This window comes from Microbacterium sp. NPDC086615, assembly GCF_040686055.1.
Taxonomy (GTDB): domain Bacteria; phylum Actinomycetota; class Actinomycetes; order Actinomycetales; family Microbacteriaceae; genus Microbacterium.
Genome location: NZ_JBFBJJ010000010.1, coordinates 117,379 through 144,080 on the forward strand (window position 1 = coordinate 117,379; position 26,702 = coordinate 144,080).

At 70.6% G+C, this 26,702-nt stretch carries 24 protein-coding genes; 20 read left to right on the forward strand and 4 right to left on the reverse strand.

The annotated features are described in order from the left end of the window. Window positions 1-62: 62 nt before the first annotated feature. From AB0O24_RS11775 to sucD, 3 genes are all read left to right on the forward strand, one after another. Window positions 63-290: a hypothetical protein gene (locus AB0O24_RS11775; RefSeq protein ID WP_363375053.1), complete on the forward strand. Its 228-nt coding sequence runs from the start codon at window positions 63-65 to the stop codon at window positions 288-290. A 173-nt stretch (window positions 291-463) separates the two neighbouring features. Then, window positions 464-1,627 (forward strand): ADP-forming succinate--CoA ligase subunit beta, encoded by a 1,164-nt coding sequence (gene sucC, locus AB0O24_RS11780; protein ID WP_275801293.1) that lies wholly within the window; start codon window positions 464-466, stop codon window positions 1,625-1,627. Window positions 1,628-1,662: 35 nt separating this feature from the next. Further along, entirely contained in the window at window positions 1,663-2,565 is a 903-nt protein-coding gene (gene sucD / locus AB0O24_RS11785) for a succinate--CoA ligase subunit alpha (RefSeq protein ID WP_363375055.1), read from the forward strand. A 57-nt stretch (window positions 2,566-2,622) separates the two neighbouring features. Here sucD and AB0O24_RS11790 read toward each other — a convergent pair whose 3' ends face one another. Next, entirely contained in the window at window positions 2,623-3,054 is a 432-nt protein-coding gene (locus AB0O24_RS11790; RefSeq protein WP_363375058.1) for an Lrp/AsnC family transcriptional regulator, read from the reverse strand. Between the two features lie 101 nt (window positions 3,055-3,155). Between AB0O24_RS11790 and AB0O24_RS11795 the strand changes: the two genes are divergently transcribed. After that, a complete protein-coding gene (locus tag AB0O24_RS11795; RefSeq protein WP_363375061.1) occupies window positions 3,156-3,977 on the forward strand; it encodes an arginase family protein in 822 nt (273 codons plus the stop codon). A gap of 231 nt (window positions 3,978-4,208) precedes the next feature. Next, the gene (locus AB0O24_RS11800; protein ID WP_363375064.1) at window positions 4,209-4,481 is read left to right on the forward strand and encodes a hypothetical protein; all 273 of its coding nucleotides are present in this window, start codon (window positions 4,209-4,211) and stop codon (window positions 4,479-4,481) included. Between the two features lie 190 nt (window positions 4,482-4,671). On the opposite strand, the gene AB0O24_RS11805 is transcribed toward AB0O24_RS11800, so the two are convergent. Continuing rightward, on the reverse strand, window positions 4,672-6,123 hold the full coding sequence (locus AB0O24_RS11805; RefSeq protein ID WP_363375067.1) for an NCS2 family permease: 1,452 nt from the start codon (window positions 6,121-6,123) through the stop codon (window positions 4,672-4,674). A 64-nt stretch (window positions 6,124-6,187) separates the two neighbouring features. Here AB0O24_RS11805 and AB0O24_RS11810 point away from each other — a divergent pair, with 64 nt between their 5' ends. The 11 genes from AB0O24_RS11810 to purH all read left to right on the forward strand — a co-directional run bounded on the left by AB0O24_RS11810 (window position 6,188) and on the right by purH (window position 19,719). Beyond that, a complete protein-coding gene (locus AB0O24_RS11810; protein WP_363375069.1) occupies window positions 6,188-6,625 on the forward strand; it encodes a nitroreductase family deazaflavin-dependent oxidoreductase in 438 nt (145 codons plus the stop codon). Between the two features lie 448 nt (window positions 6,626-7,073). After that, complete coding sequence (gene nirB, locus AB0O24_RS11815) at window positions 7,074-9,653, forward strand: nitrite reductase large subunit NirB (RefSeq protein WP_363375129.1); 2,580 nt, start codon at window positions 7,074-7,076, stop codon at window positions 9,651-9,653. 62 nt (window positions 9,654-9,715) lie between these two features. Further along, window positions 9,716-10,132, forward strand: a complete 417-nt coding sequence (gene nirD / locus AB0O24_RS11820) for a nitrite reductase small subunit NirD (RefSeq protein ID WP_275798626.1) — start codon at window positions 9,716-9,718, stop codon at window positions 10,130-10,132. After that, window positions 10,129-11,361, forward strand: a complete 1,233-nt coding sequence (gene cobA, locus AB0O24_RS11825) for a uroporphyrinogen-III C-methyltransferase (protein WP_363375072.1) — start codon at window positions 10,129-10,131, stop codon at window positions 11,359-11,361. The genes nirD and cobA overlap by 4 nt, the downstream gene beginning before the upstream one ends. Continuing rightward, window positions 11,358-12,497: a uroporphyrinogen-III synthase gene (locus tag AB0O24_RS11830; protein ID WP_363375074.1), complete on the forward strand. Its 1,140-nt coding sequence runs from the start codon at window positions 11,358-11,360 to the stop codon at window positions 12,495-12,497. The genes cobA and AB0O24_RS11830 overlap by 4 nt, the downstream gene beginning before the upstream one ends. After that, the gene (locus tag AB0O24_RS11835; RefSeq protein ID WP_363375077.1) at window positions 12,494-13,633 is read left to right on the forward strand and encodes a sirohydrochlorin chelatase; all 1,140 of its coding nucleotides are present in this window, start codon (window positions 12,494-12,496) and stop codon (window positions 13,631-13,633) included. The genes AB0O24_RS11830 and AB0O24_RS11835 overlap by 4 nt, the downstream gene beginning before the upstream one ends. A gap of 95 nt (window positions 13,634-13,728) precedes the next feature. Then, window positions 13,729-14,268, forward strand: coding sequence for a hypothetical protein (locus AB0O24_RS11840; RefSeq protein WP_275797436.1), 540 nt, complete (start codon window positions 13,729-13,731; stop codon window positions 14,266-14,268). Continuing rightward, window positions 14,265-15,824 carry a polysaccharide deacetylase family protein gene (locus AB0O24_RS11845; RefSeq protein WP_363375080.1) on the forward strand — a complete coding sequence of 520 codons (1,560 nt, stop codon included), beginning with the start codon at window positions 14,265-14,267 and terminating at the stop codon, window positions 15,822-15,824. Before AB0O24_RS11840 ends, AB0O24_RS11845 begins: the two co-directional genes overlap by 4 nt. Before the next feature lie 87 nt (window positions 15,825-15,911). Beyond that, window positions 15,912-17,405, forward strand: a complete 1,494-nt coding sequence (locus AB0O24_RS11850; RefSeq protein WP_363375083.1) for a DUF6350 family protein — start codon at window positions 15,912-15,914, stop codon at window positions 17,403-17,405. Between the two features lie 48 nt (window positions 17,406-17,453). Further along, the gene (purN, locus tag AB0O24_RS11855; RefSeq protein ID WP_307382506.1) at window positions 17,454-18,053 is read left to right on the forward strand and encodes a phosphoribosylglycinamide formyltransferase; all 600 of its coding nucleotides are present in this window, start codon (window positions 17,454-17,456) and stop codon (window positions 18,051-18,053) included. A 55-nt stretch (window positions 18,054-18,108) separates the two neighbouring features. Next, window positions 18,109-19,719, forward strand: coding sequence for a bifunctional phosphoribosylaminoimidazolecarboxamide formyltransferase/IMP cyclohydrolase (purH, locus tag AB0O24_RS11860; RefSeq protein WP_275797428.1), 1,611 nt, complete (start codon window positions 18,109-18,111; stop codon window positions 19,717-19,719). 622 nt (window positions 19,720-20,341) lie between these two features. On the opposite strand, the gene AB0O24_RS11865 is transcribed toward purH, so the two are convergent. Both AB0O24_RS11865 and AB0O24_RS11870 read right to left on the reverse strand, forming a co-directional pair. After that, a complete protein-coding gene (locus tag AB0O24_RS11865) occupies window positions 20,342-20,857 on the reverse strand; it encodes a DUF1697 domain-containing protein (RefSeq protein ID WP_363375088.1) in 516 nt (171 codons plus the stop codon). 9 nt (window positions 20,858-20,866) lie between these two features. Further along, window positions 20,867-22,294, reverse strand: coding sequence for an NAD(P)/FAD-dependent oxidoreductase (locus tag AB0O24_RS11870; protein ID WP_363375090.1), 1,428 nt, complete (start codon window positions 22,292-22,294; stop codon window positions 20,867-20,869). A 258-nt stretch (window positions 22,295-22,552) separates the two neighbouring features. Between AB0O24_RS11870 and AB0O24_RS11875 the strand changes: the two genes are divergently transcribed. From AB0O24_RS11875 to AB0O24_RS11890, 4 genes are read left to right on the forward strand one after another with little or no spacing between them, the layout of a single operon-like run. Next, window positions 22,553-23,578: a LacI family DNA-binding transcriptional regulator gene (locus tag AB0O24_RS11875; RefSeq protein WP_275796423.1), complete on the forward strand. Its 1,026-nt coding sequence runs from the start codon at window positions 22,553-22,555 to the stop codon at window positions 23,576-23,578. A 38-nt stretch (window positions 23,579-23,616) separates the two neighbouring features. Further along, entirely contained in the window at window positions 23,617-24,900 is a 1,284-nt protein-coding gene (locus tag AB0O24_RS11880) for an extracellular solute-binding protein (protein ID WP_275796421.1), read from the forward strand. A gap of 1 nt (window position 24,901) precedes the next feature. Next, the gene (locus tag AB0O24_RS11885) at window positions 24,902-25,876 is read left to right on the forward strand and encodes a sugar ABC transporter permease (RefSeq protein ID WP_363375094.1); all 975 of its coding nucleotides are present in this window, start codon (window positions 24,902-24,904) and stop codon (window positions 25,874-25,876) included. Next, complete coding sequence (locus AB0O24_RS11890) at window positions 25,873-26,700, forward strand: carbohydrate ABC transporter permease (RefSeq protein ID WP_363375097.1); 828 nt, start codon at window positions 25,873-25,875, stop codon at window positions 26,698-26,700. Before AB0O24_RS11885 ends, AB0O24_RS11890 begins: the two co-directional genes overlap by 4 nt. The last annotated feature ends 2 nt before the right edge of the window (window positions 26,701-26,702 follow it).

Genomic DNA, 26,702 nt, shown 5'->3' on the forward strand with positions numbered 1-26,702 from the left:
CCTGACCCCACATGTCGACCCGCACCCGCGCGGACCGACGACACCTCACCGAAGGAGAACCCGTGTCCACCCCCGCAGCACCCCCCAGCAAGGGCCGCATCTGGCTCAACAGCTTCGTCATGGCCCTCGCCTCCAGCCTCGGCTACCTCGTCTTCGCGCTGCTCGGTCAGCACCAGACACTTGTCATCGTCATCGCGATGTCGGCCATCGTGGTCCTGATGACCCCGGTCTTCTACTGGCTCAACGTGCGTCGCATCCGCCTCGGGGCTGCGCCGCGCCGCGACTCCTGAGCCTGATCCGGAGCGAACAGAGGGGGTCCCGGCATCCGGGACCCCCTCCGTTCGGACGGGCTGGGGTCGGGGGCGGCGGACCTGTCTAGTAGGCTTATCGATTGGCGCAGATCTCTTGATATCGAGAGACTTTTGCCTCCTCCCACCACCGATCGCCCAGCGAAGGATTGTCCGTGGATCTCTACGAGTACCAGGCACGTGATCTTTTTGAGAAGTACGAGGTGCCGGTGCTCGCCGGCATCATCGCCGACACCCCTGAGGAGGCGAAGGCGGCCGCGGAGAAGCTCGGTGGCGTCGTCGTCGTCAAGGCTCAGGTCAAGACCGGAGGCCGCGGCAAGGCCGGCGGCGTGAAGGTCGCCAAGAACCCCGACGAGGCCTTCGAGGCGGCGCAGGCCATCCTCGGCCTCGACATCAAGGGCCACGTCGTCAAGCGCGTCATGGTCGCGGCCGGCGCTCGCATCGCCAAGGAGTTCTACTTCTCGGTGCTGCTCGACCGTTCGAACCGCTCGTACCTCTCGCTCTCTAGCGTTGAGGGCGGCATGGAGATCGAGGAGCTCGCCGTCGAGCGTCCCGAAGCCCTCGCGCGCATCGAGGTCGACCCGATCGAGGGCATCACGCCCGAGAAGGCGCTCGAGATCGCTCGCGCCGCCAAGTTCGACGACGAGCTGGCGCCCAAGGTCGCTGACGTCTTCGTCAAGCTCTTCAACGTCTACAAGGGCGAGGACGCCACGCTCGTCGAGGTGAACCCCCTCATCCAGAGCGAGGACGGCGACATCATCGCCCTCGACGGCAAGGTCTCGCTCGATGAGAACGCCGGCTTCCGCCACCCCGACCACGAGGCGCTCGAAGACAAGGACGCCGCCGACCCGCTCGAGGCGAAGGCCAAGCAGCACGACCTCAACTACGTCAAGCTCGACGGCCAGGTCGGCATCATCGGCAACGGCGCGGGGCTCGTTATGTCGACCCTCGACGTCGTCGCGTACGCCGGCGAGAAGCACGGCGGCGTCAAGCCCGCCAACTTCCTCGACATCGGTGGCGGCGCCTCGGCGACCGTCATGGCCGCCGGCCTCGACGTCATCCTCGGCGACGAGCAGGTCAAGAGCGTCTTCGTCAACGTCTTCGGTGGCATCACCTCGTGCGTCGCCGTGGCCGAGGGCATCGTGAAGGCCCTCGAGATCCTGGGCGACACCGCGACCAAGCCGCTCGTCGTGCGCCTCGACGGCAACCAGGTCGAGGAGGGTCGCGAGATCCTCGCCGCCGCCAACCACCCGCTCGTCACCCTCGCCGCCGGTATGGACGAGGGCGCCGACAAGGCCGCCGAACTGGCCAACGCGTAACCCTTCGACAAGCTCAGGGACCGGAAAAAGAGAACATGTCTATCTACCTCAACAAGGATTCCAAGGTCATCGTCCAGGGCATCACCGGCGGCGAGGGCACCAAGCACACCGCCCTCATGCTCAAGGCCGGCACCCAGGTCGTCGGTGGCGTCAACGCCCGCAAGGCCGGCACCACCGTCACGCACAAGGATGCCGCCGGCAACGACGTCGAGCTGCCCGTCTTCGCCTCGGTCGAAGAGGCCATCCGCGAGACCGGCGCCGACGTGTCGATCGCGTTCGTGCCCCCGGCCTTCACGAAGGACGCGATGGTCGAGGCCATCGACGCCGAGATCCCCCTCCTCGTCGTCATCACCGAGGGCGTGCCCGTCGGCGACACCGCCGAGGCCTGGGCGTACGCGAAGTCGAAGGGCGAGAAGACCCGCATCATCGGCCCGAACTGCCCCGGCATCATCACCCCCGGCGAGGCGCTCGTGGGCATCACGCCCGCGAACATCACCGGCAAGGGCCCGATCGGCCTCGTGTCGAAGTCGGGAACCCTGACCTACCAGATGATGTTCGAGCTGCGCGACCTGGGCTTCTCGACCGCCATCGGCATCGGCGGCGACCCGGTCATCGGTACCACCCACATCGATGCCCTCGCGGCGTTCGAGGCCGACCCCGAGACCAAGGCCATCGTCATGATCGGCGAGATCGGTGGAGACGCCGAGGAGCGCGCCGCCGCTTACATCGCCGAGAACGTCACCAAGCCCGTCGTCGGCTACGTCGCCGGCTTCACCGCCCCCGAGGGCAAGACCATGGGCCACGCCGGCGCCATCGTCTCCGGCTCGGCCGGTACCGCCCAGGCGAAGAAGGAGGCCCTCGAGGCCGCCGGCGTCAAGGTCGGCAAGACGCCGTCCGAGACCGCGTCGCTGATGCGCGAGATCATCGAAGCGCTCTGACGTTTCGCTTTCGGGGCCCGGATGCCATGGCATCCGGGCCCTTTCGCATTCCCGGGCTCAGTGGTCGCGCGTCAGGGAGTTGAACAGCAGGCTCGTCTCGGTCCTCGTCACGCCGGGCAACGCGCGGATGCGCTCGAGCGCGTCGTCGAAGCGCTCCATGCTGCTCGCGCGGAGGTGAACGACGAGGTCCCAGACGCCCAGGGTCGAGTGCAGTTCTTCGACCTCGGGGAGTCCACGGATCCCTCGCACGATGTCCTGCCCGCGCGCGGGCTCGGATGCCACGAGCACCACTCCGCGGATGCTGTCGCGATCCACCTCGTCCGTGAGCCGGATCGTGAACGCCTCGATCACCCCGGTGGCCGCCAGCCGATCGATGCGCGCGGACACCGTGGCGCGGTTCACATGGAGGTCGCGCGCGAGCGCAGCCAGCGGGGCCCGGCTGTTCACCCGCAGTCGGGCGAGGATCTCGCGGTCCAGGTCGTCGATCACACACTCAGCCTACTTCCGGTTCGCATATCGATGATGGATGCCACGAAGTGCTGCCTTTTCGCCGATTGCGCCTCCACTTCGTCGATTTCTAACCTGGCCGCATGTCGATCGCTCTCACTCACTTCGCCGCCCGTGCCGGAGACCACAACGACCGGGCGATGCTCGCCTCCCGGCTCCTCACCGAGGCCTTCACGGACCGCCTGGGCACGGCATCCGTGGTCATCGGCACCCCTTCGCCGGCGATCAGCGGCGGCTGGAAGGAGGAACTGGATGCCGCCCGCCCCGACCTTCTGCGCCTCTCGAGCCATCTCGACGAGGTGTTCCGGGAGGGGGCAGTGCCGGTGACCGCGCTGAGCCGGTGCGCGGTCGCGCTGGCCACTCTCCCGGTCGTCGCCCGGCACCGGCCCGATGCCGTGGTGGTGTGGTTCGACGCGCACGCCGACCTGCACACTCCGGGGACCACGGACTCCGGCTACCTCGGCGGGTTGGCGTTCGCAGGCCCCCTCGGGCTGTGGGATTCGGGGCTGGGCGCGGGCCTTCGCGCGGACAACGCCGTGCTCGTCGGAGTGCGCGATCCCGACCCTGCCGAGCGAGTACTCATCGAGGCCGGGGCGGTGGCGTCCGTGCTGCCGGGGCCAGACCTGGCCGAACGGCTGCGGCGCGCAATCGCTGGGCGTCCGGTGTATGTGCACATCGACTGCGACGTGCTGGAACCCGGGATCGTACCGACTGACTACGCGGTGCGCGGCGGCCTGACCCTCGACGAGCTTCACGCCTGCGCGGGTGCACTCGCCGAGAGCGAGGTGGTCGGAATCGAGGTTGGAGAACTCGAGGCTCGGAGCGCCGACGACCGCGCTCCCGCGCGCGAGCTTGTCGCTGCACTGTCACCGCTCCTCGAACCGTTCACCATGGTCCGCTCGTGATGACGAGGAGACCCGGCGTCTTTGGGTGCGATCTCGGGGCGACGCGTGATCGGAGCAGGTGAGCTGGATCTCTCCCCGAGGCGCCCCACGGGTGAAAGGCTCCCGCACGTCGCTTAAGTGAAGACTGGTCCTCCGATTCGGCGTCCTAGCATCGGCGAGAGTCTCGTCGAAAGGGCATTCATACGCGTGGTCGCAAACGCTTGGCAACAGCCGAACCCACGACAGCGGGCCTTGATCGCCCTCCCCGCGTGCGCGTGTTCGCTGACCGACTCGGTGTCCACGCTGCTCGGTCAGCCCACGACGTATTGGTCTGATCCTGCGACCGGGCACGAGAACAATCCGATGTTCGCGTGGCTGCTCCACGCGGGACCGGGGTGGTTCGTCGTGGGCGAACTCGTCTGGTGTGCCGTCATCATCGGCGTCGTGACCATGCTCCCCGGCATCCTGAGTCTTCTCGTCGCGGTAGCCGTCTCGATCGGTCACACCTACGGGGCGTTGACCTGAATCATCACTGTGGTGCCCATCATCGGGTTGTATCCCGTGTTCGCGGTGTTCGGCTTGGCGCCGGTGGTTCAGACGGTGGCCTATCTTCGCCCGCGCCTCAACAGCGCGGAGAGGCTCTGAGGGGCCGCTGCGGCAACGAATGTGAGGGGCCCGGATGCCATGGCATCCGGGCCCCGTCAAAGCACCGGGCTCAGCCGAGCAGCGCCTCCACCGGACCGCGCGCGAAGAAGACGACGAAGCCGGCGGCGACGATCCACAACAGGGGGCTCACGCGGCGGACGCGGCCCGACAGCGACTGGATGAGGACCCAGCTGACGAAGCCCGCGCCGATGCCGTTCGCGATCGAATAGGTCAGGGGCATCACGGTGACGGTGAGGAAGACCGGGATGAGTACCGACATGTCGCTGAGGTCGACGTGGCGGATCTGCGCCATCATCAGCGCGCCGACGATCACCAGCGCCGCGGCGGCGATCTCGGTCGGAACGATGCTCGTGAGCGGGGTGAAGAACATCGCGAGCAGGAACAGGCCGCCGGTGACGACGTTCGCGAGGCCCGTGCGGGCACCCTCGCCGATGCCGGAGCCCGACTCGATGAACACGGTGTTCGACGACGAGGAGGTCGCTCCACCCGCCACCGCGCCGATTCCCTCGACCACCAGCGCGGAGCGCAGACGGGGGAACGTGCCGTCGGGAGCGGCGAGACCGGCTTCGCGGGAGAGGCCGGTCATCGTGCCCATCGCGTCGAAGAAGTTCGTGAAGACGAGCGTGAAGACGAGCATCAGGGCGGCGAGGACGCCGATGCGGCCGAAGGAGCCGACGAGGTCGACCTGGCCGACCAGCGACAGGTCGGGGAGGCTCACCCACTGCGCGGGGAGAGTCGGGACGCTCAGGCCCCAGCCGCCGGGGTTGTCCTCGGCCTTGGCGCCGAGACCGGTGACGGCCTGGACGATCACGGCGATGACCGTACCCGAGAGCAGGCCGATCAGCAGCGCGGCCTTGACCTTGCGGACGAGCAGCACAGCGGTGATCACGAGGGTCAGAACGAACAGCGCGGTCGGGATCGTCGCGATCGAGCCACCCACGCCCAGGCCGACCGGGGGAGAGTTGAGCCCGGTCGAGGTGACGAGACCGCTGTCGACGAAGCCGATGAAGGCGATGAAGAGGCCGATGCCGACCGTGATCGCCGTCTTGAGAGCGAGCGGAACGGCCTCGAAGATCATCCGGCGGAGGCCGGTGACGGCGAGCAGCACGATGATCAGGCCGTTGATGACGACGAGTCCCATCGCCTCGGGCCACGTGACCTCGCCGACGATGCCGACGGCGAGGAACGAGTTGATCCCGAGGCCAGCGGCGAACGCGAACGGAAGGCGGGTGACGAGGCCGAACAGCATCGTCATGACACCCGCGGTGAGCGCGGTGACCGCGGCGACCTGGGGGAAGCCGAGGGCGTTGCCGGCGACGTCGGGGGTTCCGGACAGGATGATCGGGTTCAGGATGACGATGTACGCCATCGTCACGAACGTGACCACGCCGCCGCGGACCTCGGCCCCGACGGTCGAACCGCGGGCGGTGATCTCGAAGAACCGGTCGAGGCCGTTCTTCGGTTCGGAGGCGGCCGTGGTCTCGGGAGCAGAAGCGCTCATGAAGGCTCCAAGAAACAGGGGAGGGTGAGAACCGGAGGGGGAGGCGCCGACGTATCGTGGTGACATGTCGCTCTCAGGAGAGTATCTGCCCAGCACCAGCGAATGGGCCCGCCAGCAGGCCGAGACGTTCGAGGCCTCGGGAGGCCGGGAAGCCGCCGAACTGCGGGGCGTTCCCATCATCGTCCTGACCACGGTCGGGGCCAAAACCGGAGGGCTCCGCAAGACCGCGTTGATGCGGGTCGAGCACGACGGAAAGTACGCGGTCGTGGCATCCAAGGGTGGGGCTCCCGCGCACCCCGCGTGGTTCTACAACCTCGTGAAGAACCCTCGCGTCGCGCTGCAGGACGGCGACGTGAAGAAGGAGTACGACGCGCATCAGGCCGAGGGCGCCGAGCGCGACGAGTGGTGGGGCTACGCGACCGAGGTCTGGCCCGATTACGACGAGTACCAGAAGAAGACCGAGCGGCGCATCGAGGTGTTCGTGCTGGAGCCGGTCGAGTAACGGGTTGCGGTGGCTTCGACGGGCTCAGCCACCTCGGTGGAGGTCCCTGAGCTTGTCGAAGGGTCCGGGCGTTCTGCGGGTTGCGGTGGCTTCGACGGGCTCAGCCACCTACGGAGGTCCCTGAGCTTGTCGAAGGGTCCGGGCGTTCTGCGGGTTGCGGTGGCTTCGACGGGCTCAGCCACCTTGCTTGCGGGCGCGGCCACCTCGCGCGTCGGCTCAGCCACCTGGGCGGAGGTCCCTGAGCTAGTCCAAGGGACCGGATGCCGCTGGCGAAACCTCACACCACCGCCGCCGCCGCGTGAGAGAAACGTTCGCCGGGGGTAACGCCGGGGCGACGGCGGGGGAAACCTCGGCTGCTTAGCGTCGGGGCATGGCCCGCTCGAATCCCGCAACCGGAACGAAACACGGCGCTGACGCGTCGGCAAAGTCCGCCGCGTACGGTGACGGCATGCTCCACCCCGCGTCATCCGGATCCGTCGTGGTCGTCGGCGCGGGAATGGTGGCCCACCGCTTCGTCGAGAGCCTCACCAGCCGCGACACCGACGGCCGTTGGTCGATCACGGTGCTCGGCGACGAGTCGCGCGGCCCCTACGACCGCGTCGGGCTCACCGGGATCTTCAGCGGCAAGACGCCGGACGACCTCGCCCTCGACCCCACCGTCCTCGACCACGAGCGGGTGCGGGTGCACACCGACGCGCGGGTCACGAGAATCGACCGCGCGAACCGCACCGTCACCACGGCGTCGGGCGAGACGCACGCGTACGACCGTCTCGTGCTGGCCACCGGCTCCTACGCCGCGCGCCTCGCGCTCGACGGCTTCGACCACCGCGGCTGCTTCGTCTACCGCACGCTCGACGACGTCGCCGGTATGCGCGCCTGGATCGCGCGGCGTTCCGCGCAGCTCGGCCGGCCCCTGCGCGGCGCTGTCGTCGGCGGCGGCCTGCTCGGCCTCGAAGCTGCCGGTGCGCTCCAGGCCGAGGGCGTCTCGCCGTTCGTGCTCCAGTCGAACGAGCGGCTCATGTCGGCGCAGCTCGACCTCGGCGGCGCGAAGGCGCTGCAGCGGCTCATCGAGGCGCGCGGCATCGAGGTGCGCACGCAGTCGGTGACGACCCGGGTGGATGCCGACAAGACCGGCGCCGTGTGCGGCCTCGAGCTCCGTGACGGCACGTGGGAGGCCGTCGACATCGTTGTGTTCACGGTCGGCGTCCGTCCCCGCGACGAGCTCGCCCGCGCCGCGGAGCTCGCCGTCGACGCGCGCGGCGGTGTCGTGATCGACGCGGGCTGCGACACCTCCGACCCGGCGATCCTCGCGATCGGTGAGGTCGCGAGCTTCGACGGGCAGTGCATCGGCCTGGTCGCCCCCGGCTACGCAATGGCGGAGGTCGCCGCGACCCGCCTGCTCGGGGGAGAGGCCGCGTTCGACGGCTTCGACACGTCGGCCAAGCTCAAGCTCTCGGGCGTCGAGGTCGCCAGCTTCGGCGACGCGTTCGCCGAGACCCCGAACGCCCTCGACGTCACCTACGCCGACCCGGTCTCGGGCGTCTACAAGAAGCTCGTGCTGAGCGACGACGCGCGAACGCTGCTCGGCGGCATCCTGGTCGGCGACGCCTCGGCGTACACCTCGCTCCGCCCGCTCGTCGGTCGCGCGCTCGGGGGAGACCCGGCCGCCTACCTCATGCCGAGCGACCTCGCCCCGGCCCCGCAGGGCGACCTGCCCGACGACGCGATCGTCTGCTCCTGCAACGGCGTGACCGCCGGCACCGTCCGCGGCGCCGTGACGGAGCACGACTGCGCGGATGCCGCCGAGGTCAAGGCCTGTACCAAGGCGGGGGCTGCGTGCGGTTCGTGCTTCACGCTCGTGAAGAAGCTCGTGGCGACCGAGCTCGCGGCATCCGGGAAGGAGGTCTCGAACGGGCTGTGCGAGCACTTCTCGTTCACCCGCGCGCAGCTCTTCGACGCCGTGCGGATCTCGGGGCTTCGAACCTTCACCGCGATCGTCGAGCGCTTCGGCACCGGACGCGGGTGCGACATCTGCAAGCCGGCTCTCGCGAGCATCCTCGCGAGCCTGTACGCGGAGCACGTGCTCGAGGGAGAGCTCGCGACGATGCAGGACACCAACGACCACGTGATGGCGAACATCCAGCGCGACGGCACGTACAGTGTCGTTCCGCGCATCGCGGGCGGCGAGATCACGCCCGAGGGGCTCGTCGTGATCGGTGAGGTCGCCCGTGACTTCGGGCTCTACACGAAGATCACCGGCGGCCAGCGCATCGACATGTTCGGGGCGCGCCTCGAGCAGCTGCCCGCCATCTGGAAGCGCCTCGTCGACGCCGGCTTCGAGTCGGGGCAGGCGTACGGCAAGTCGCTGCGCACGGTGAAGTCGTGTGTCGGCTCGACCTGGTGCCGATACGGCGTGCAGGACTCCGTGGGCATGGCCGTGCAGCTCGAACTGCGCTACCGGGGCCTCCGCTCGCCGCACAAGATCAAGTTCGGCGTCTCGGGCTGTGCGCGCGAGTGCGCCGAGGCCCGCGGCAAAGACGTCGGCGTGATCGCGACCGAGGCCGGCTGGAACATGTATGTCGGCGGCAACGGCGGCTTCACCCCGCGCCACGCGGTGCTCTTCGCCGAGGGCCTCGACGACGAGGGGCTGCTGCGCGCGATCGACCGCTTCCTGATGTTCTACATCCGCACCGCGGACCGGCTGCAGCGCACCGCGCCCTGGATGGAGGACTACGAGGGCGGCCTCGAGGCGCTGAAGGGCGTCGTGTTCGACGACACCCTCGGCATCGCCGAAGACCTCGACCGGGCGATGGCCGCCCACATCGACAACTACGAGGACGAGTGGGCCGCGACCCTCGCCGACCCCGAGAAGCTCAAGCGGTTCCAGAGCTTCGTCAACGCCCCCGACACGGCCGACCCCACGCTCGCCTACGTGAGCGAGCGCGGTCAGCCCCGCCCCGCCACGGCCGAGGAGCGCACCTCGGGCGCGGTGTTCATCGGCGGCACGACGCTGGCGGTGCGCTCGTGACGATCGTGAACGCGACCAGGACGGATGCCATGACTCCGGATGCCGAGACCCCCGCGGCCGCCATGCCCGGGGCCACCGCCGCACCTGCCCCCGCCTCGCCCGCCGCTCCCGGTTGGACCCGCATCTGCCACGTCGACGACCTTCTCGTCGAGCGCGGAGCGGCCGCCCTCGTCGACGGGCGGCAGATCGCGCTGTTCCGCACCTACGACGGCCGGATCTTCGCGACCGACCAGATCGACCCGTTCAGCGGGGCGGCGATCCTGTCGCGCGGGATCGTCGGCGATCGCGCGGGCGTGCCGACTGTGGCATCCCCGATGTACAAGCAGGTCTTCGACCTGCGTACCGGCGTGTGCCTCGACACGCAGGGCAAGGAACCGCAGAGCGTACGGGTCCACCCGGTCGCGGTGACCGACGGTGTCGTGTTCGTCAAGCTCGCCCCCGCGGCTGATGCCGCTGGCGCAGGAAAGGACCCCCGATGATCGCTCTCGCAGGACTCGACCTCACCGACCGTCTCGTCGTGTGCGTCGGCGGCGGCTCCGTCGCCGAGAAGCGCATCGCGCGGCTCCGCGCGGCGGGAGCCCGAGTGCGTCTGATCGCCCCGGTCGCGACCGCGGGGCTCACGGCGCTCGCCGTCGCCGGCGACATCGAGTGGCACGAACGCTCCTTCGAGCCCGAAGACCTCGACGACGCCTGGTTCTGCCACACGGCCACGGGCTCGGCATCCGTCGACTCCGACGTCGTGGCCGCCGCCGAGGCGCGCCGCGTGTGGTGCGTCAACGCCGGCCACGGCGGCAAGGGCACCGCACGCCTGGCCGCCGAGACCACGAGCGGCGATGTGATGGTCGGGGTCGTGTCGACCGCGGGTGCCGACCCGCGCCGCACCGTCGCCGTGCGCGACGCCATCGCCCAGCGCCTCGCCGAAGGCGCCCTTCCGCTCCGCCGCCGACGTCGCCCGCTCGTGGGGAGCGTGGCGCTCGTCGGCGGCGGCCCTGGCCCGGTCGATCTGATGACGGTGCGCGCTCGCGCGCTGCTCGCCGAGGCCGACGTCGTCGTGCACGACCGGCTCGGACCCACCGGCGTGCTCGCCGAGCTCGGCGACGACGTCGAGCTCATCGACGTCGGCAAGCGCCCCCAGCACCACCCCGTCCCGCAGGACGAGATCAACGCCCTGATCGTCGACCGCGCCGCTCGGGGCCTGCGCGTCGTGCGACTCAAGGGCGGCGATCCGTTCGTCTACGGACGCGGCGGCGAAGAGGTCATCGCGTGCCGGGCGGCCGGCATCCCCGTCGAGGTCGTCCCGGGGATCTCCAGCTCGATCGCCGTCCCGTCCGCCGCGGGAATCCCCGTGACGCACCGCGGAGTGGCCGGTACCCTGCACGTGGTGAACGGTCAGGAGTCCCCGAGCGAAGCGACACTCGCGGCGCTCCGCGACGACTCCGCCACCGTCGTCGCCCTCATGGGCGTGAGTGCCCTGCCGCGGTTCGTCGCCGCCGCCCGCGCCGCCGGTGCTCCCGAGACGCGGCCGGTCGCCTTCGTCGAGAACGGCCACACGCCCGCGCAGCGCACGATCCGCACCACGCTCGGAACCGCGATCCAGGATGCCGAGACCCATCGCCTCGCCAACCCCGCGGTGCTGGTGTTCGGCGAGGTCGCCCGGCCCGACCTGCTCCTGCCGGTGACGGTCGCCCAGAGCGAGGGGATCGGGTGACGACACCCGCGCGGACGATCAGCACGGTGCTCCAGGGGTGCACCGTGCTTCTTCCCGTCGATCGCCGGTCGGGGGAGCTGTCCGCCGCGCTCGAGCGCCACGGCGCGCGCGTGCGCGTCGCGCCCGCGCTCACGATCGTCCCGCACGTCGACGACGAGGAGCTCATCGCGCAGACCCGGACCCTCGTCGACGACCCTCCCGATGTCGTCGTCGCCACGACGGGTGTGGGATTTCGCGCGTGGATGGAGACGGCGGACGAGGCGGGACTCCACGACACTCTCGCCCCCGTGCTCGACGCCGCGCGGATTGTCGCGCGCGGACCCAAGGCGCGCGGCGCGATCCAGCAGGCAGGATTCGAGGCCGACTGGGTCGCCGAGAGCGAGACGGCGGCAGAGCTCCGCGACTTCCTCGTCGCCGAGGGGATCGAGGGGCTCCACGTCGCCGTCCAGCACCACGGCTCCGGCGCGGACGGCCTCGACGAAGCCTTCGAAGCCGCCGGAGCGCGCGTGACGAGCCTCACCATCTACCGGTGGGGTCCGCCGCCCGACCCCGAGGTCGTCGCGGCGTCGACGCAGCAGGTCGCGCGCGGAGAGATCGACGCCGTCCTGTTCACCTCCGCTCCCGCGGCTCGCGAATGGATCCTCGCGGCCGAGCGGGCAGACGCGCTCGACGGGGTGGCATCCCGTGCCGCCCGCGGGCACGTGCTGGTCGCCGCCGTCGGCCCCATCACCGCGGGTCCGCTGATCGAGGCGGGGATCCCGCCGCTCATCCCCGATCGTGGTCGGCTCGGAGCGCTCGTGCGCGCGGTCGTCACGTACTACGGCGGGGCGGACGCTCCGCTGATCCCCACCACGGCGGGGCGCCTCGGCATCCGGTCGTCCGGGATCGTGCTCGACGGCGTCTTCACGCCCCTGCCCCGCACGGGCGTCGAGATCCTGCGCGCGCTCGGCCGCCAGCCCGGGGCAGTGGTCTCGCGCGCCGACCTCATCGCGGCCCTGTCGAGCTCGGAGGCGAGCGGACACGCCGTCGAGGTCGCGGTCGCCCGCACGCGCGAGGCGCTCGGCGAGCTCGACCTCATCCGCACGGTGTACAAGCGCGGCTACCGGCTCGACGTGATCGACGAGGAGGACGCATGACCGCCGTACTCATCGCCTGCGCGCACGGCACGAGATTCGAGGAGGGGCGCGTCGTCGTGCGCGAGCTGCTCGAGGTGCTGCGCGAGACCGCGCCCCCGGGCGTCGAGGTGCACGAGGCCTACGTCGACGTGCACGGGCCCTACGTCACGGACGTCGTCGCGGCCGCGCGCGAGCGCACGGACGACATCGTCATCGTGCCGCTGCTGCTGTCGACGGGGTACCACACCGAGGTTGACCTCGTGGAGGCGGCGGACGGCCTTCCCGTGGCTCCCGCGCTCGGCCCGCACCCCGTGCTCGCCGAGATCCTCGTGGACCGCGTGCGCGCGACCGGCGCCGGCGCGGACGACACCGTGGTGCTCGCCGCGGCGGGCTCCACGCGCCCCGGCGCGGTCGTGGACGTCGAGCGGATGGCCGAGCTGATGACGGAGGCCGGGATCGCCGGTCCCGTCGTGACGGCGTATGCCGCGGCATCCGAACCGCGGATCCCGGATGCCGTGCACGTGGCGCGCAAAGCCGGTCACCGTACCGTCGCGGCGAGCTACGTCCTCGCGCCCGGGCACTTCTCCCGGGTGATCGAGAAGGCGGATGCCGATCTCACCACCGCCCCGATCGGCGCGGACCCGCGTCTCGCGACGGTCGTGTGGGAGAGGTGGGCGGCGGCGCGGAAGGTCGCCCCGGCGGAGGTGGCTGAGCTTGTCGAAGCCTCCGGTGGTCTCGATGGGTCTCGGTCCCTTCGACAGGCTCAGGGACCTGGGTGTGTAGAGGTGGCTGAGCTTGTCGAAGCCTCCGGTGGTGTCGATGGGTCTCGGTCCCTTCGACAGGCTCAGGGACCGGGGTGTGCGGAGGTGGCTGAGCTTGTCGATGCCTCCGGTGGTGTCGATGGGTGTCGGTCCCTTCGACAGGCTCAGGGGCCTGGGTGTGTGGAGGTGGCTGAGCTTGTCGATGCCTCCGGTGGTCTCGATGGGTGTCGGTCCCTTCGACAGGCTCAGGGGCCTGGGTGTGTGGAGGTGGCTGAGCTTGTCGAAGCCTCCGGTGGTGCGGCCGGGCCGGACCCGTCGACGGACTCAGCGACCTCACGGCGCGGCCTTCTCGCCGCGGTGCGCGACCTGCTCGCGGGCGCTCGCCGCCGCGCCTGAAGGCTGCCGGTCGCTCGCCTGCCGGCATCCCTGGCGCGCCGTGCGGCGCTTGCGTTTTCCGGCCACCTAGGCTCGTGCTTGTGCGGAGGGGAGCGATGGGGGTCGGTCGTCGTCGGTCGCGATGGCGCGCAGCGTCGATTGCCGCCGTTATCGTCGTCGTCGCCCTCGGCGCCGGACTCGCGGCCTTCGCCTTCGTCTTCGTTCCGTTCGTCCTGCCCAACCTGCAGACGAGCGTCGCGGAAACGGATCGTACCGAGAGCGTGCGTGACGCGGGGACGGCGGTCACGGTGGTCGTTCCCGCCGGGTGGAGTGTGCAGCGCGAGAGCGAGGATGCCCCGCGCGTGGTCGTGCGTACTCCCGACGCGAAGCTCTCGATCACCGTCGATGTCGCCGACGCTGACCTGGCCACGGCCGCTTCGACCGCCGGGATCGAGGGTCTTGGACCGCTGCATCGTGAGACGGTGACGACGGGCGCGCCCCTCGTGCACGCTCAAGCAGCCGAGGCGCTCGTCGCCGCCATCGGCGGGGAACGCGCGTCGGGGCGCTTCGTGGTCCGTGTCACCGAGGATGTCTCGCTGGAGGAGTACCGCGCAGAGATCGCCGGTCTGCTCGACACCGTGCGGGTCGAATCGTGAGGCGCGTTCTCGCTCCGATCGTGGGTCTCGTCGCGGCGTTGACGCTGGCCGGGTGCATGCAGCCGAGCGATCCCGACTGGATGCCGCGGGGCTGGAACGCGCAAGACCTGCGGGTCGTGGAGGAGGCGCCGTCGCCCCTCTCAGCCGGAGACGTGCCGGGTCTCGCCGGCGAGCGGGTGCGCAATGACACGCTCGGGGTGCAGGCGCGGGTGGCGGTCGTGCCGGGGGCGCCGGCCGTGAGCACCGCGGCGATGGAACGCCTGCGCGCAGCCATCGACGCGCGCGAGGCGAGCACCGGGCGCGCCATGCGACCCGAGGTCTTCGCTCGCGAGGCCGGACTCGCCGAGCGCCGCTGTGTCGCGGGTTCGACGCTACGCCCCGCCGGCGACGTCATCGCCGATCCGGCGCTGGGCCCGGTCGGGGGCACGGGAACGGCCGTCGTCTGCGACATCCTCGCCGCAACGGCATCCGTCATCGGCCAGCGCATCCGCACGATCGACGCCGTCGGCGGTGCGCCCACCGCAGATCGCGCCGAGGTGTTCTTCGCTGATGTGGCGAGCGGCGAGATCGTGGGAGCGCGCGGGCTGTGGGGTGTCGAGGCGGCAGCGTCCCTGTGGAGTGAGGTGTCCGACATGCTGCGGCGCGAAGCGGGTTCGCTGAGCCTGGCTCCCGTCGACCCGCCCGACGCCGCTGCGGTGGAGGGCTTCGCCGGCATCCTCGACACGACCGTGCCCGCACCCGACGGTTCCTTCGTCTTCCGGCTCCCTGCGGGCTTCACCTCGCCCGCACTCGACGCGCTCGGAGCCGCCGCATCCTCCGCCGAGCGCCTGATCGCCGTTCCTCCCGCTCGAGTGACCGTGCTCGCGTCGCCGCTCGGAGTCACCCTGTCGAATGCCCTGGCTGCGGGCGCGGCCTTCCGGGCACCTGACGCGCCGCCCACGCGCACCGGCACGACCGACTGCCGTCTGGCCGCGTGCGTGGCTCTCACCTTCGACGACGGCCCGGGACCGCTCACCCCCGGCATCCTCGACGCCCTCGCCGCCGAACGCTCTGCGGCGACGTTCTACGCCATCGGCCGGAACGTCGCCGGGGGTGCCGATACCCTGCGCCGCATGGTGACGGAGGGCAACGAGCTCGCCAACCACACGTGGAACCACCCGCAGCTTCCGACGCTCGACGAGGCCGCCATCGGGCGGCAGATCCGCGACACCCAGAACGCCATCCGCGACGCCACCGGTGTCACCCCGACGACGTTCCGGCCCCCGTACGGCGAGTACGACGACAAGGTCCTGAAGGCGGCGAGACTGCCCGCGATCCTGTGGGACGTCGACACGAACGACTGGCAGCAACCCGACCCCGAGGTGCTCGTCGCGCGAGCCGTCGACCGCGCGCAACCGCGTTCCATCGTGCTGATGCACGACGTCCACGAACTCACGGCGCGCGTCACGCCCGAGGTGATCCGGGGTCTTCGTGACCGTGGCTTCACCCTCGTCACGGTGACCGAGCTGTTCGGCGGGACAGCACCCCCCTCGGGTGCCTGGCGCAGCGCGCGCTGATCTCGCCGCGTCGCGACCTGGTCTCGAGCGCTCGCCGCCGCGCCTGAGGGGAGCGCTGGGGGAGCGCGGGTAGGGTCTCACTCGCCCATGCATCGCCTTCTCGTCGCCCTCCTGGCCGCCCTCGACGCCGTCCTGGCCGCCGCGGGCGGTATCGCCGTCGTGCTCGCCCCGCTCGCCCTGCTCTGGGTGGCCGGTCTCGGCAGCCCCGACTGGAGCGCGCTGTGGCCCGCGACGGCCGCCATCTGGCACCTCGGGCACCTCGTGCCGCTCGCCGTCACCCTCCCCGACACCTACCTCGCGGCCACCGGCATCGACCCCTCGCTCGCGAACTTCACCCTGTCGCTCGCGCCGCTGGCGTTCGCCGCGTTCACCGCGCTCTTCGCCGCGCGCTCGGGCGTTCGCGCCGCGGAAGCGGGGGCCGGGATAACGGGATGGCTGTCGGGCTCGCTGGTCTTCGCCGCGATCGCGAGCGTCGTCGCGCTGACCGGCAACGCCGCGCTCGTGGCATCCGAGACCTGGCTGGCCATCCTGCTGCCCTCGCTGCTGTTCTTCGTTCCGTCTCTCCTCGGCGCTGTGGTCGGGGCATGGCGCGTCGGCGACGACGGGCCGATCGACGCGCTGCGCGGTCAGCTGTCGCGTCTGCCGGGAGCGTGGGGGAGCGTGCCGCCGCTCGCTCTGCGGGGCCTTGCCCTCACCACGCTGGGACTCGTCGGTGCCGGCGGTGTCGTCGTCGTCGCGGGACTCATCGCGCGCTCGACCCAGGTCATCGGCATCTACCAGGCGAGCAACGCGGACGCCATCGGCGCCACCGTCATCGCCCTCTGCCAGCTCGTGTACCTCCCGACGCTCGTGCTGTGGGCCGTGGCGTTCATCGCCGGACCGGGGTTCGCGGTCGGCACCGACACCGCGGTCACCCCCGCCGCCACACAGGTCGGCGCGCTCCCCGGCGTCCCGGTGCTCGGCGCGATCCCCGACACGACCTCGCCGTGGTTGCTCCTGCTGGTGCTGCTCCCCGTCGGCATCGGCGCGTTGACCGGGTGGATCCTTCGATCCCGGATGCCGCTGACCACCGACCCCGAACCGGTCGGCCCGCGTCTGGTCCTCGCGATCGTCGTCGCGGCGCTCACCGGCGGTGTGGGCGCGCTCATCGCGGTCGCGTCGACGGGAGCGATCGGCCCGGGGCGTCTGGCCCACACCGGCCCGGAGCCGGGCCCGCTCGCCCTGGCCCTCGGCCTCGAGGTGCTGGTCGGCCTCGCGATCCTGCTGCTGAGCCCGCGCTTCGGTCCGGCGGTCGACGACGACACCACGCCGCGCCCGTACGAGGAAACGCGTGACGAGGTGCCCGCGTTCTCGTTCACCCCGCGCACGCACGCGCCGTTCGACCGCGACGAGCACGCCACCGGGCCCGCCCCCACCGTGTCGGCACCGGGTGCCGGGATCGCCCACGACGTCTGGCCGAGTTCGTATCGCGCCCCCGGCGAGACCGACCCGGCGGGCGAGCTCAGCGACGACGAGGTGCGCGCGCGCATCCGCGCGGCGTGGGCGAAGCCCGACGACGGCGGTTCGGCGGGGCGGGGCTGAGCGTCACCCGCTCGGCGGGCTCGGACGCACCTGCGTAGACTGGCCTCCGTGCTCACGGTCGCCGTTCTCATCTCCGGCACCGGCTCCAACCTCCGCGCCCTGCTCGAGGCGGCTGCCGCCCCCGACTTCCCGGCGCGCGTGGTCGCGGTCGGTGCGGATCGCGAGGCCGACGGCTTCGCGCACGCCGAGCACTTCGGCATCCCCACATTCCTCGTCCCCTTCAGCGCGTTCGACTCGCGCGAGGAGTGGGGAGCGGAACTGGGGGCACAGCTGGCGGTCTGGAACCCCGACCTCGTCGTGCTGAGCGGGATGATGCGCCTGCTGCCCGCCGACCTCGTCGCCGCGTGGGAACCGCGCATCATCAACACCCACCCCGCGTACCTGCCCGAGTTCCCGGGTGCCCACGGTGTCCGCGACGCGCTCGCCGCGGGCGTCGACCAGACGGGGGCGAGCGTCATCGTCGTCGACTCCGGCGTCGACACGGGCCCGATCCTCGCGCAGGAGCGCATCCCCGTCCTCCCCGGCGACGACGAGCACGCCCTGCACGAGCGCATCAAGCCCGTCGAACGACGTCTGCTGATCGACGTCGTGCGCCGCATCGCCGAGGGCGAGCTCGACCTCGCCGCCGCGGCATCCCGCATCCCCTGATCCCCGCGGGCGGTCGCCCGCTCTTCGAACCGCACGAGACACAGGAGCCGAAGCCATGGCCGGACCCCGCCACGACCCCGCCGACTACCGTCCCCGCGACATCGTCCCGATCCGCCGCGCGCTGGTGTCGGTGAGCGACAAGACCGGCCTTCTCGAGCTCGGAGCCGCTCTCGCGGCGGCCGGGGTCGAGATCGTCTCGACGGGCGGCTCGGCGACGCTGCTGCGCGAGGCCGGTTATGACGTCACCGACGTCTCGGCGGTGACCGGCTTCCCCGAGTCGCTCGACGGTCGCGTGAAGACGCTCCACCCGAACGTCCACGCGGGTCTCCTCGCCGACCTTCGCCTGGCCGGTCACGAAGCGCAGCTCGAAGAGCTCGGCATCCTGCCGTTCGAGCTCGTGGTCGTGAACCTCTACCCGTTCGTCGAGACCGTGGCATCCGGGGCCGAGGGCGACGACGTCGTGGAGCAGATCGACATCGGCGGCCCCGCGATGGTGCGCGCCTCGGCGAAGAACCATGCCAACGTCGCCATCGTCGTCTCGCCCGAGTCGTACCCCGCGATCATCTCGGCCCTACAGAGCGACGGCGGGACCTCGCTGGTGCAGCGCCGCGAGCTCGCCGCCCGCGCGTTCTCGCACACGGCCGCGTACGACACCGCCGTGTCGACGTGGTTCGCCGAGGGAACGCTCGGTGACGACATCGACCTGCCCGCGCACCTGACGATCCAGGCCGAGCGCCTCTCGACCCTGCGCTACGGCGAGAACTCGCACCAGCGCGCCGCGATCTACACGCGCGTCGGCGGCCACGGCATCGCCCAGGCGACGCAGTTGCAGGGCAAGGAGATGTCGTACAACAACTACGTCGACGCCGACGCCGCCCTGCGTGCCGCCTTCGACATGGTCAAGCCCGCCGTCGCGATCATCAAGCACGCGAACCCCTGCGGCATCGCCGTCGCGGCGCCCAACGCGCTCGACCCCATCGCCTCGGCGCACCTGCGCGCGCACGAGTGCGACCCCGTCTCGGCATTCGGCGGCGTGATCGCGGCCAACCGCACGGTGACGCTCAAGATGGCGGAGAACCTGCGCGACATCTTCACCGAGGTGATCATCGCGCCCGACTTCGAGCCCGAGGCGCTCGAGGTGTTTAAGCTCAAGAAGAACCTCCGCGTGCTGCAGCTGCCCACCGACTGGCAGCAGGAGCGCATGGACGTGCGCCTGGTCTCGGGTGGCCTGCTGCTGCAGGATGCCGACCGCTTCCCCGACGACATCGAGTCGGTCGCGAAGGACTGGGAGCTCGTCTCGGGCGAGCGTCCCGCCGAGGCCGACATGGAGAGCCTGATCTTCGCGTGGAAGTCGTGCCGCGCGGTGAAGTCGAACGCGATCGTGCTCGCGCAGGCTTCGGCCACGGTCGGCATCGGCATGGGGCAGGTCAACCGTGTGGATTCGTGCCGCCTCGCCGTCGAGCGCGCGGGCGACCGTGCCCGCGGTTCGATCGCGGCATCCGACGCCTTCTTCCCCTTCGCCGACGGCCCGCAGGTGCTGATCGACGCCGGGATCTCGGCGATCATCCAGCCCGGTGGCTCGGTCCGCGACGGCGAGGTCATCGACGCCGCGCGCGCCGCCGGCGTCACGATGTTCTTCACGGGCGAGCGTCACTTCTTCCACTGACCCGCGCTGTCCCGCCGCCCCCGCGACTTCGGTTGCGGGGGCGGCGTGCGTTTCGGGGTGGGGTTGCGGTGCGGGGTTATGCGGCGGGGCTGTGCGGCGCGGGGCGGGGCGCCGCACTGGTGCGGCACAAACGCTGTTTGCTCGCATAAACGCGTGGAGCACGTGTTTATGCGCGTGGATCGCGTTTATGGGTGCGGGCATGGCGGGTTGGGGTCGCGCGGGTGTGCGAGCGGGCATGCGTTGGCGGGGCTCTGGCCGGTGCGAGGGCGGGCCGCGCTGGCGGCGCGCTGGGTGTCGCCGGGGCGGGCTGCGGCGGCATAAACGCCGTTTGCTCGCATAAACGCGTGGCGCACGTGTTTATGTGCGTGGATCGCGTTTATGGATGTGGGCGTGGCGGATTGGGCCCGCGTCGGTGTGCGAGTGGGCACGCGCTGGCGGCGCGCCTCGGTGCCGCGGGCTGGGATGCCTCGATGAGGCGCGGGGTGCCGCGCGCGGAGTGCCGCGGCATAAACGCTGTTTGCTTGCATAAACGCGTGGTGCGCGTGTTTATGTGCGTAGATCGCGTTTATGCGTGGTCGTGGCGGCACGGAGCGTAGAGCGCGAGGCGCGGGGTCCCCGCGGCTCAGACGCTCAGCGCGACGAGCTTCGCGATCGTGTTCGCGTTGCGGGCGGTACCGGTGACACCGAGGCGCTTCTCGAACCAGCCGGCCTGCAGCTTCGACCCGCCGATTCCTTCGGGATACCGCACGAACACCTCGCGGCCGTCGAGCACGGCCTCCTCGGGGATGCCATCGGGCACCTCGAGCGCGACGACCGGCGCCGCGTCGAGGAACACCGTCTGCACCCAGCGTCCCTCCGAGGCGTCGGCGAACGGGTTCCGGGCGTGCGCATCGGCGAGCTCGGCGTGCGAGCGAACGATCACCGGAAGGTCGTGGCCGAACGCTGCGCGCACGGCATCCCGAATCGCCCGTGCGATCTCGTCGGGGGAGCGGCCGCCGTCGTCGAGCACGACGTTCCCCGCCACCTGGAGCGTCTCGACCTCGCCGAGACCGGCGGATGCCAACACCTCGCGCAGTGCGGGCATCTTCATCGCCGTGGGTCCACCGACCCCGCGGATGAGCGCGACGGAACGCGGCATGGCGCCAGATTACGCGCTGTCGCGGCCGAGCGTCTCGAGGAGGCGCAGCCAGACCTCGCTGACCGTGGGGTACGACGGCACGGCGTGCCAGAGCCGCTTGATCGGCACTTCGCCGACGATGGCGATCGTCGCGGAGTGCAGCAGCTCGGCGATGTCGGGACCGACGAACGTCGCCCCGACGAGAACGCCACGGTCGAGGTCGACGATCACGCGGGCCTTGCCGACGTACGCGTCGGACTGCTCGCTGGAGCCCGCGACGTGCGCCAGGTCGTAGTCGAGCACCTTCACGTTCACCCCGCGCTTCTCGGCGGCGGCGGCGGTGAGACCGACGGATGCCACCTCGGGATCGGTGAACGTCACCTGCGGCACCGCGTCGTGGTCGGCGGTGGCGACATGAGCGCCCCACGGGGCGTCGTCGACCTCGCCACCCTGCGCCCGCGCGGCGATCACGTCGCCCGCGGCGCGGGCCTGGTACTTGCCCTGGTGGGTCAGGAGCGCGCGGTGGTTGACATCGCCGACGGCGTACAACCAGTCGAAGCCCCGCACGAGGAGGGTGTCGTCGACGTCGAGCCACGACCCCTCTTCCAGCCCGACGGTCTCGAGGCCGAGGTCGGTGGTACGGGGAACGCGGCCGGTGGCCACGAGAAGCTCGTCGGCGGTGACGGTGGTGCCGTCGGACAGCTCGAGCACGCGGCGCCCGTCGTCGTCGCGGCGGGCGGCCGTGGCATCCACACCCGTCTTCACCGTGACACCGCGCTCGCGGAGCGAATCCGCGACGAGCTCGCCGGCGAACGGCTCGGTGCCGCCCAGCAGCCCCGAGCGCGCGATGATCGTGACCTCGGCGCCGAGGCTCGCGAAGGCCGTCGCCATCTCGGCGCCGACGACGCCGCCGCCGAGGATCGCGAGCGAGGCCGGGACGCTCTGTACCGCGGTCGCCTCGCGGCTCGTCCACGGCTCGATGTCGGCGAGCCCCGGGATGCCGGGAAGCAGCGCCGCGGAACCCGTGCACACCGCGACCGCGTGGCGCGCGACGAGGTCGGTGGTGGTGCCGTCGTCGGCCGTGACGCGCACCGTCTTCTCTCCGGTGAGGCGGCCGTGGCCGCGCACGAGCTCGATGCCCGCACCCTCGAGCCACGAGACCTGACCGGCGTCGTCCCAATTACTCGTCATCGTGTCGCGGCGACGAAGGACAGCGGCGACGTCGAGGTCGCCGGTGACGGCCTGCTTCGCACCGTCGACATCTCGTGCGGCGCGGAGCGCAGCTCCACTGCGCAGCAGCGCCTTCGACGGCATGCACGCCCAGTAGGAGCACTCGCCGCCGACCAGCTCGGATTCGACGATCACGGCGGTGAGCCCCGCCTGCACGGCGCGGTCGGCGACGTTCTCGCCGACGGGGCCGGCTCCGATGACGATGAGGTCGTACTCGCGTTCGCTCATGTCCTCACGCTATCGAGGGCCTCCGACATCGGCGAGGGGTTGCGGCACGGGCGCGCGAGGCTGAGGTTCGGGGCGCGAGTTCCCGTGCGGCGCGCGCGAAGCCGCGCCCCGCACGGAGGAATACGCCCCAACCCAAATCAACCGAGGGTGCACCGCCGCGCGTCGCGAGCGGCGAGGGCTTGACGTTCGACCTGAACCGGTTTAGTCTCGATCCCACTGAACCGGTTTAGACCGACGGATGCCACGACGAGGTGCACCATGACGAACGAGACGCGACCCACGATCGCCGACGTCGCGCGCCGCGCCGGCGTCAGCAAGGGCCTCGTGTCGTTCGCGCTGAACGGCCGCGCCGGCGTCGCCCCCGACACACGTGACCGCATCCTCTCCGTCGCCGCCGAGATGGGGTGGAGCCCGAGCCTGCGGGCGCGGTCGCTCAGCGTCGGCCGCGCCTTCGCGTGCGGCCTGGTCATCGGCCGCAGCCCCGACGTCATCGCCGCCGACCCGTTCTTCCCCTCGTTCATCGCGGGCGTCGAGGACGAGTTCTCCGTCTCGGGACAGGTCCTCGTGCTCGCGGCCGCCACTCCGGGCCGTCACGAAGAGGAGACCTACCGCGGACTCGCGGCCGACCGTCGCGTCGACGGCGTGATCCTCTCCGACCTCCGAGCCGACGATCCGCGGATCGAACTCGTCGCGAGCCTCGGTATCGCGGCCGTCACCCTCGGCGTCCCCGACGTCGACAGCCCCTTCACCTCGGTCTCGGTCGACGACGGCGCCGGCATCCGCCTCGCCGTCGACCACCTCGCCGACCTCGGGCACACCGACATCGCCCACGTCGCGGGACCCTTCGCGATGCTGCACGGACGCCACCGCGCCGCGGCGTTCGAGGCCGCGGCGCGAGCGCGCGGCATCCGGGCCCGTGTCGTCGAGACGGACTTCAGCGCCGCCGACGGGGCGCGGGCCACCACGGCCCTGCTCGACGCCGAGGTCACGCCCACGGCGATCGTGTACTCGAACGACAACATGGCTGTCGCGGGGCTCGGCACGGCGCAGCGCCGCGGCCTGTCGGTGCCCCGCGACCTCTCGATCACCGGGTTCGACGACACCGAACTCGGCCGGCACCTGTTCCCCGCCCTCACGAGCGTCTCCACCGATGCGCGGGGCTGGGGAGCGGCCGCGGCCCGCGCTCTGCTCGAGGCGATCGCGGGGGGAGAGCCCGAGACGTTAGCCCTCGCCGACCCCGGCCTGCAGGTGCGCGACTCCACCGCGCCGCCGATCCGAAGCTGACACCCGCGGGCCCCCGCCCGCCCCACAAGGAGGAAGACATGCGACGACGCATTCTCGCCACAGCAGTAGCCGCCACCGGCATCCTCGCCCTCTCCGCGTGCAGCGGAGGTGGCGGGGGAGCATCCGGAATGGATGCCAAGGGCCCCATCACGATCTGGTACTCCAACAACGCGGCGGAGATCGCGTGGGGCCAGCAGATGGTGGAGGCCTGGAACGCCGACCACCCCGACGAGCAGATCACCGCGCAGGAGATCCCCGCCGGGTCTTCCAGCGAAGAGGTCATCGGCGCGGCGATCACCGCCGGCAACGCCCCGTGCCTGGTGTTCAACACCTCGCCCGCCGCGGTGCCCGGATTCCAGCGCCAGGGCGGCCTCGTGAACCTGTCGGACTTCCCCGACGGCGAGCAGTACATCACCGAGCGCAGTGGCGACCTCGCCGACCAGTACCGCTCCGATGACGGCGGCTTCTACCAGCTGCCCTGGAAGAGCAACCCGGTCATGATCTTCTACAACAAGGACCTCTTCGCCAAAGCCGGCCTCGACGCCGAGAACCCGCAGCTGTCGACGTACGACGAGTTCCTCGCCACCTCGCAGAAGCTGAAGGCGGCGGGCGTCTCGGACTACGCCATCAACCCGGCGCCCACGAGCGAGTTCTTCCAGTCGTGGTTCGACTTCTATCCGCTGTACGCCGCGCAGACCGGCGGGAAGCAGCTCGTCGAGGACGGCAAGGCCACCTTCAACGACGCCGACGGCGAGGCCGTCGCGAACTTCTGGCGCACCATTTACGCCGACAAGCTCGCCGGCAACGAGCAGTACCAGGGCGACGCGTTCGCCGACGGCAAGGCTGCGATGGCGATCGTCGGGCCGTGGGCCGTTTCGGTCTACAAGGACAAGGTCAACTGGGGTGCCGTGCCCGTTCCCACGGAGAAGGGCACCGCGGCCGACCAGACCTGGACCTTCAGCGACGCCAAGAACGTGGGCCTCTTCACCGCGTGCCAGAACAAGGGCACCGCGTGGGAGGTGCTGAAGTTCGCCACCAGCCAGGAGCAGGACGGGAAGTGGCTGGAGGAGACGGGGCAGATGCCGCTGCGCACCGACCTGACCACCACGTACGCCGACTACTTCAGCGCCAACCCGGCCTACCAGCAGTTCGGCGACCAGGCCGCGCGCACGGTCGAGGTGCCGAACGTCGTCAGCTCGGTCGAGATCTGGCAGGCCTTCCGCGACGAGTACTCCAAGGCGGTCATCTTCGGCGAAGAGGACGTGAACACATTCCTCTCCAACGCCCAGACCCGGATCGACCAGCTCGCGGCGGGGAAGTGACATGATCGTCGATCTCACCCGCACGTCCGGGCGGACCGGGGGCGACCCCGGCCGGTCCGGACGTGCGGGGGGAGCGGGGGATGCCGGGAAGAAGCGTCGCCGACTTCTCGGGGCGCAGCCGCTCGGCATCCTGTTCTCCGCTCCGTACCTGATCTTCATCGCGGTCGTCTTCGCGTACCCCATCGTGTTCGCGGTGTGGATGTCGTTCCACGACTACTTCTTCACCGCCCCGGGCGCGAACGTCGCGCGGCCGTTCGTCGGGCTCGACAACTACGTCACGGCCCTGAGCGATCCGGCCGTGTGGCGATCGTTCGGCAACGTCGGGATCTTCCTGCTCATCAACGTCCCGCTGACGGTCGTGCTGTCGATCGTGCTGGCCACGGCGCTGGACCGCGTGGTGCGCGCCCGCGCGTTCTTCCGGGTCGCGTTCTACGTGCCCTACGTCACGGCATCCGTCGCGGTGGTCGCGGTGTGGCTGTTCCTGTTCTCGAACGACGGGCTGATCAACAACGCCCTCGGCCCGCTGGCACCGAACCCGTCGTGGCTGGTCAACTCCGCGCTGGCGATGCCGACGATCGCCCTGTTCGTGACGTGGAAGGGACTCGGGTTCTACATCCTGTTGTACCTCGCGGCGCTGCAGAACGTGCAGCGCGAGCTGTACGAATCGGTCGCGGTCGACGGCGGCGGACGCCTTCGGCAGTTCTTCTCGGTGACCGTTCCGGGCGTGCGTCCGGCGACGTTCCTCGTGGTGCTGCTCGCCACGATCACCGGCGCGAACCTCTTCACCGAGCCGTACCTGCTCACCAACGGCGGCGGCCCCAACGGGGCGTCGACGTCGCCCGTGCTCCTCATCTACCAGAAGGGCATCGAGCAGCAGAACCCCGACGTCGCCGCGGCCATCGGGGTGGTGCTGATCATCTTCGTGCTGATCATCGCGGCGCTCCAGCGCCGCTTCGTGGGGAGGGAGGAATCATGAAGACCAAGATCGTGACCTACGGCGTCCTGACGCTCGGCGCCCTGGCGTTCCTGTTCCCCTTTTACTACATGGTCGTGGGCTCGCTGCAGACGAACCCGGACTCCACGATCGCGGGGGCGTTCCCGCACCCATCGAACCTGACGCTGGAGAACTACATGGCGATCGACGGACGCATCAATCTGCTGAAGGGCTTGGTCAACTCGGGGATCTTCACCGGGGGAGTGATCCTCGGCACGATCGTGTTCGGGGTGCTCGCCGGGTACGCGCTGGCGGTGCTGAAATGGCGCGGCCGGTCCGCGACCTTCGCGCTCGTGCTGCTGGTGCAGGTGATCCCGTTTCAGCTGCTCATGATCCCGCTGTACGTCATGATCGCCCGCGACTACGGGTTGAGCGACAGCTACCTCGGCATGATCCTGCCGTTCTTCATCAACTCCACGGCGGTCGTGATCTTCCGGCAGTACTTCCTGCAGCTCCCCAAGGAACTGTTCGACGCCGCCCGCATCGACGGAGCGAACGAGTTCCGGTTGCTCTGGAGCGTCGCGCTGCCGCTCGTGCGCCCGGCGCTGCTGACGGCGGTGCTGCTGACCTTCATCGGTCCGTGGAACGAGTTCCTGTGGCCCTTCCTCATCACGAAGGACGCCACGATGCAGCCGCTCGCGGTGTCGCTGGCGAACTTCATCTCCACGATCGCCGCCTCCACCACCAACCCCTTCGGCGCGATGATGGCCGGCGCCGTCGTGCTCGCCGCCCCCGCGGTGGCGCTGTTCCTGATCTTCCAGCGCTACTTCACCTCCAACGACCTCGGATCCGGAGTGAAAGGATGACA

Coding starts and splice junctions, on each gene's coding strand:
- nirD (WP_275798626.1), top strand. CDS start 9,716: ATGCCCGGGGCCACCGCCGCACCTGCCCCCGCCTCGCCCGCCGCTCCC.
- AB0O24_RS11865 (WP_363375088.1), bottom strand. CDS start 20,857: ATGCCGCGTTCCGTCGCGCTCATCCGCGGGGTCGGTGGACCCACGGCG.
- AB0O24_RS11870 (WP_363375090.1), bottom strand. CDS start 22,294: ATGAGCGAACGCGAGTACGACCTCATCGTCATCGGAGCCGGCCCCGTC.
- cobA (WP_363375072.1), top strand. CDS start 10,129: ATGATCGCTCTCGCAGGACTCGACCTCACCGACCGTCTCGTCGTGTGC.
- AB0O24_RS11805 (WP_363375067.1), bottom strand. CDS start 6,123: ATGAGCGCTTCTGCTCCCGAGACCACGGCCGCCTCCGAACCGAAGAAC.
- sucD (WP_363375055.1), top strand. CDS start 1,663: ATGTCTATCTACCTCAACAAGGATTCCAAGGTCATCGTCCAGGGCATC.
- AB0O24_RS11835 (WP_363375077.1), top strand. CDS start 12,494: ATGACCGCCGTACTCATCGCCTGCGCGCACGGCACGAGATTCGAGGAG.
- AB0O24_RS11875 (WP_275796423.1), top strand. CDS start 22,553: ATGACGAACGAGACGCGACCCACGATCGCCGACGTCGCGCGCCGCGCC.
- AB0O24_RS11810 (WP_363375069.1), top strand. CDS start 6,188: ATGTCGCTCTCAGGAGAGTATCTGCCCAGCACCAGCGAATGGGCCCGC.
- purH (WP_275797428.1), top strand. CDS start 18,109: ATGGCCGGACCCCGCCACGACCCCGCCGACTACCGTCCCCGCGACATC.
- AB0O24_RS11795 (WP_363375061.1), top strand. CDS start 3,156: ATGTCGATCGCTCTCACTCACTTCGCCGCCCGTGCCGGAGACCACAAC.
- AB0O24_RS11840 (WP_275797436.1), top strand. CDS start 13,729: ATGGGGGTCGGTCGTCGTCGGTCGCGATGGCGCGCAGCGTCGATTGCC.
- AB0O24_RS11880 (WP_275796421.1), top strand. CDS start 23,617: ATGCGACGACGCATTCTCGCCACAGCAGTAGCCGCCACCGGCATCCTC.
- AB0O24_RS11885 (WP_363375094.1), top strand. CDS start 24,902: ATGATCGTCGATCTCACCCGCACGTCCGGGCGGACCGGGGGCGACCCC.
- nirB (WP_363375129.1), top strand. CDS start 7,074: ATGCTCCACCCCGCGTCATCCGGATCCGTCGTGGTCGTCGGCGCGGGA.
- AB0O24_RS11850 (WP_363375083.1), top strand. CDS start 15,912: ATGCATCGCCTTCTCGTCGCCCTCCTGGCCGCCCTCGACGCCGTCCTG.
- AB0O24_RS11890 (WP_363375097.1), top strand. CDS start 25,873: ATGAAGACCAAGATCGTGACCTACGGCGTCCTGACGCTCGGCGCCCTG.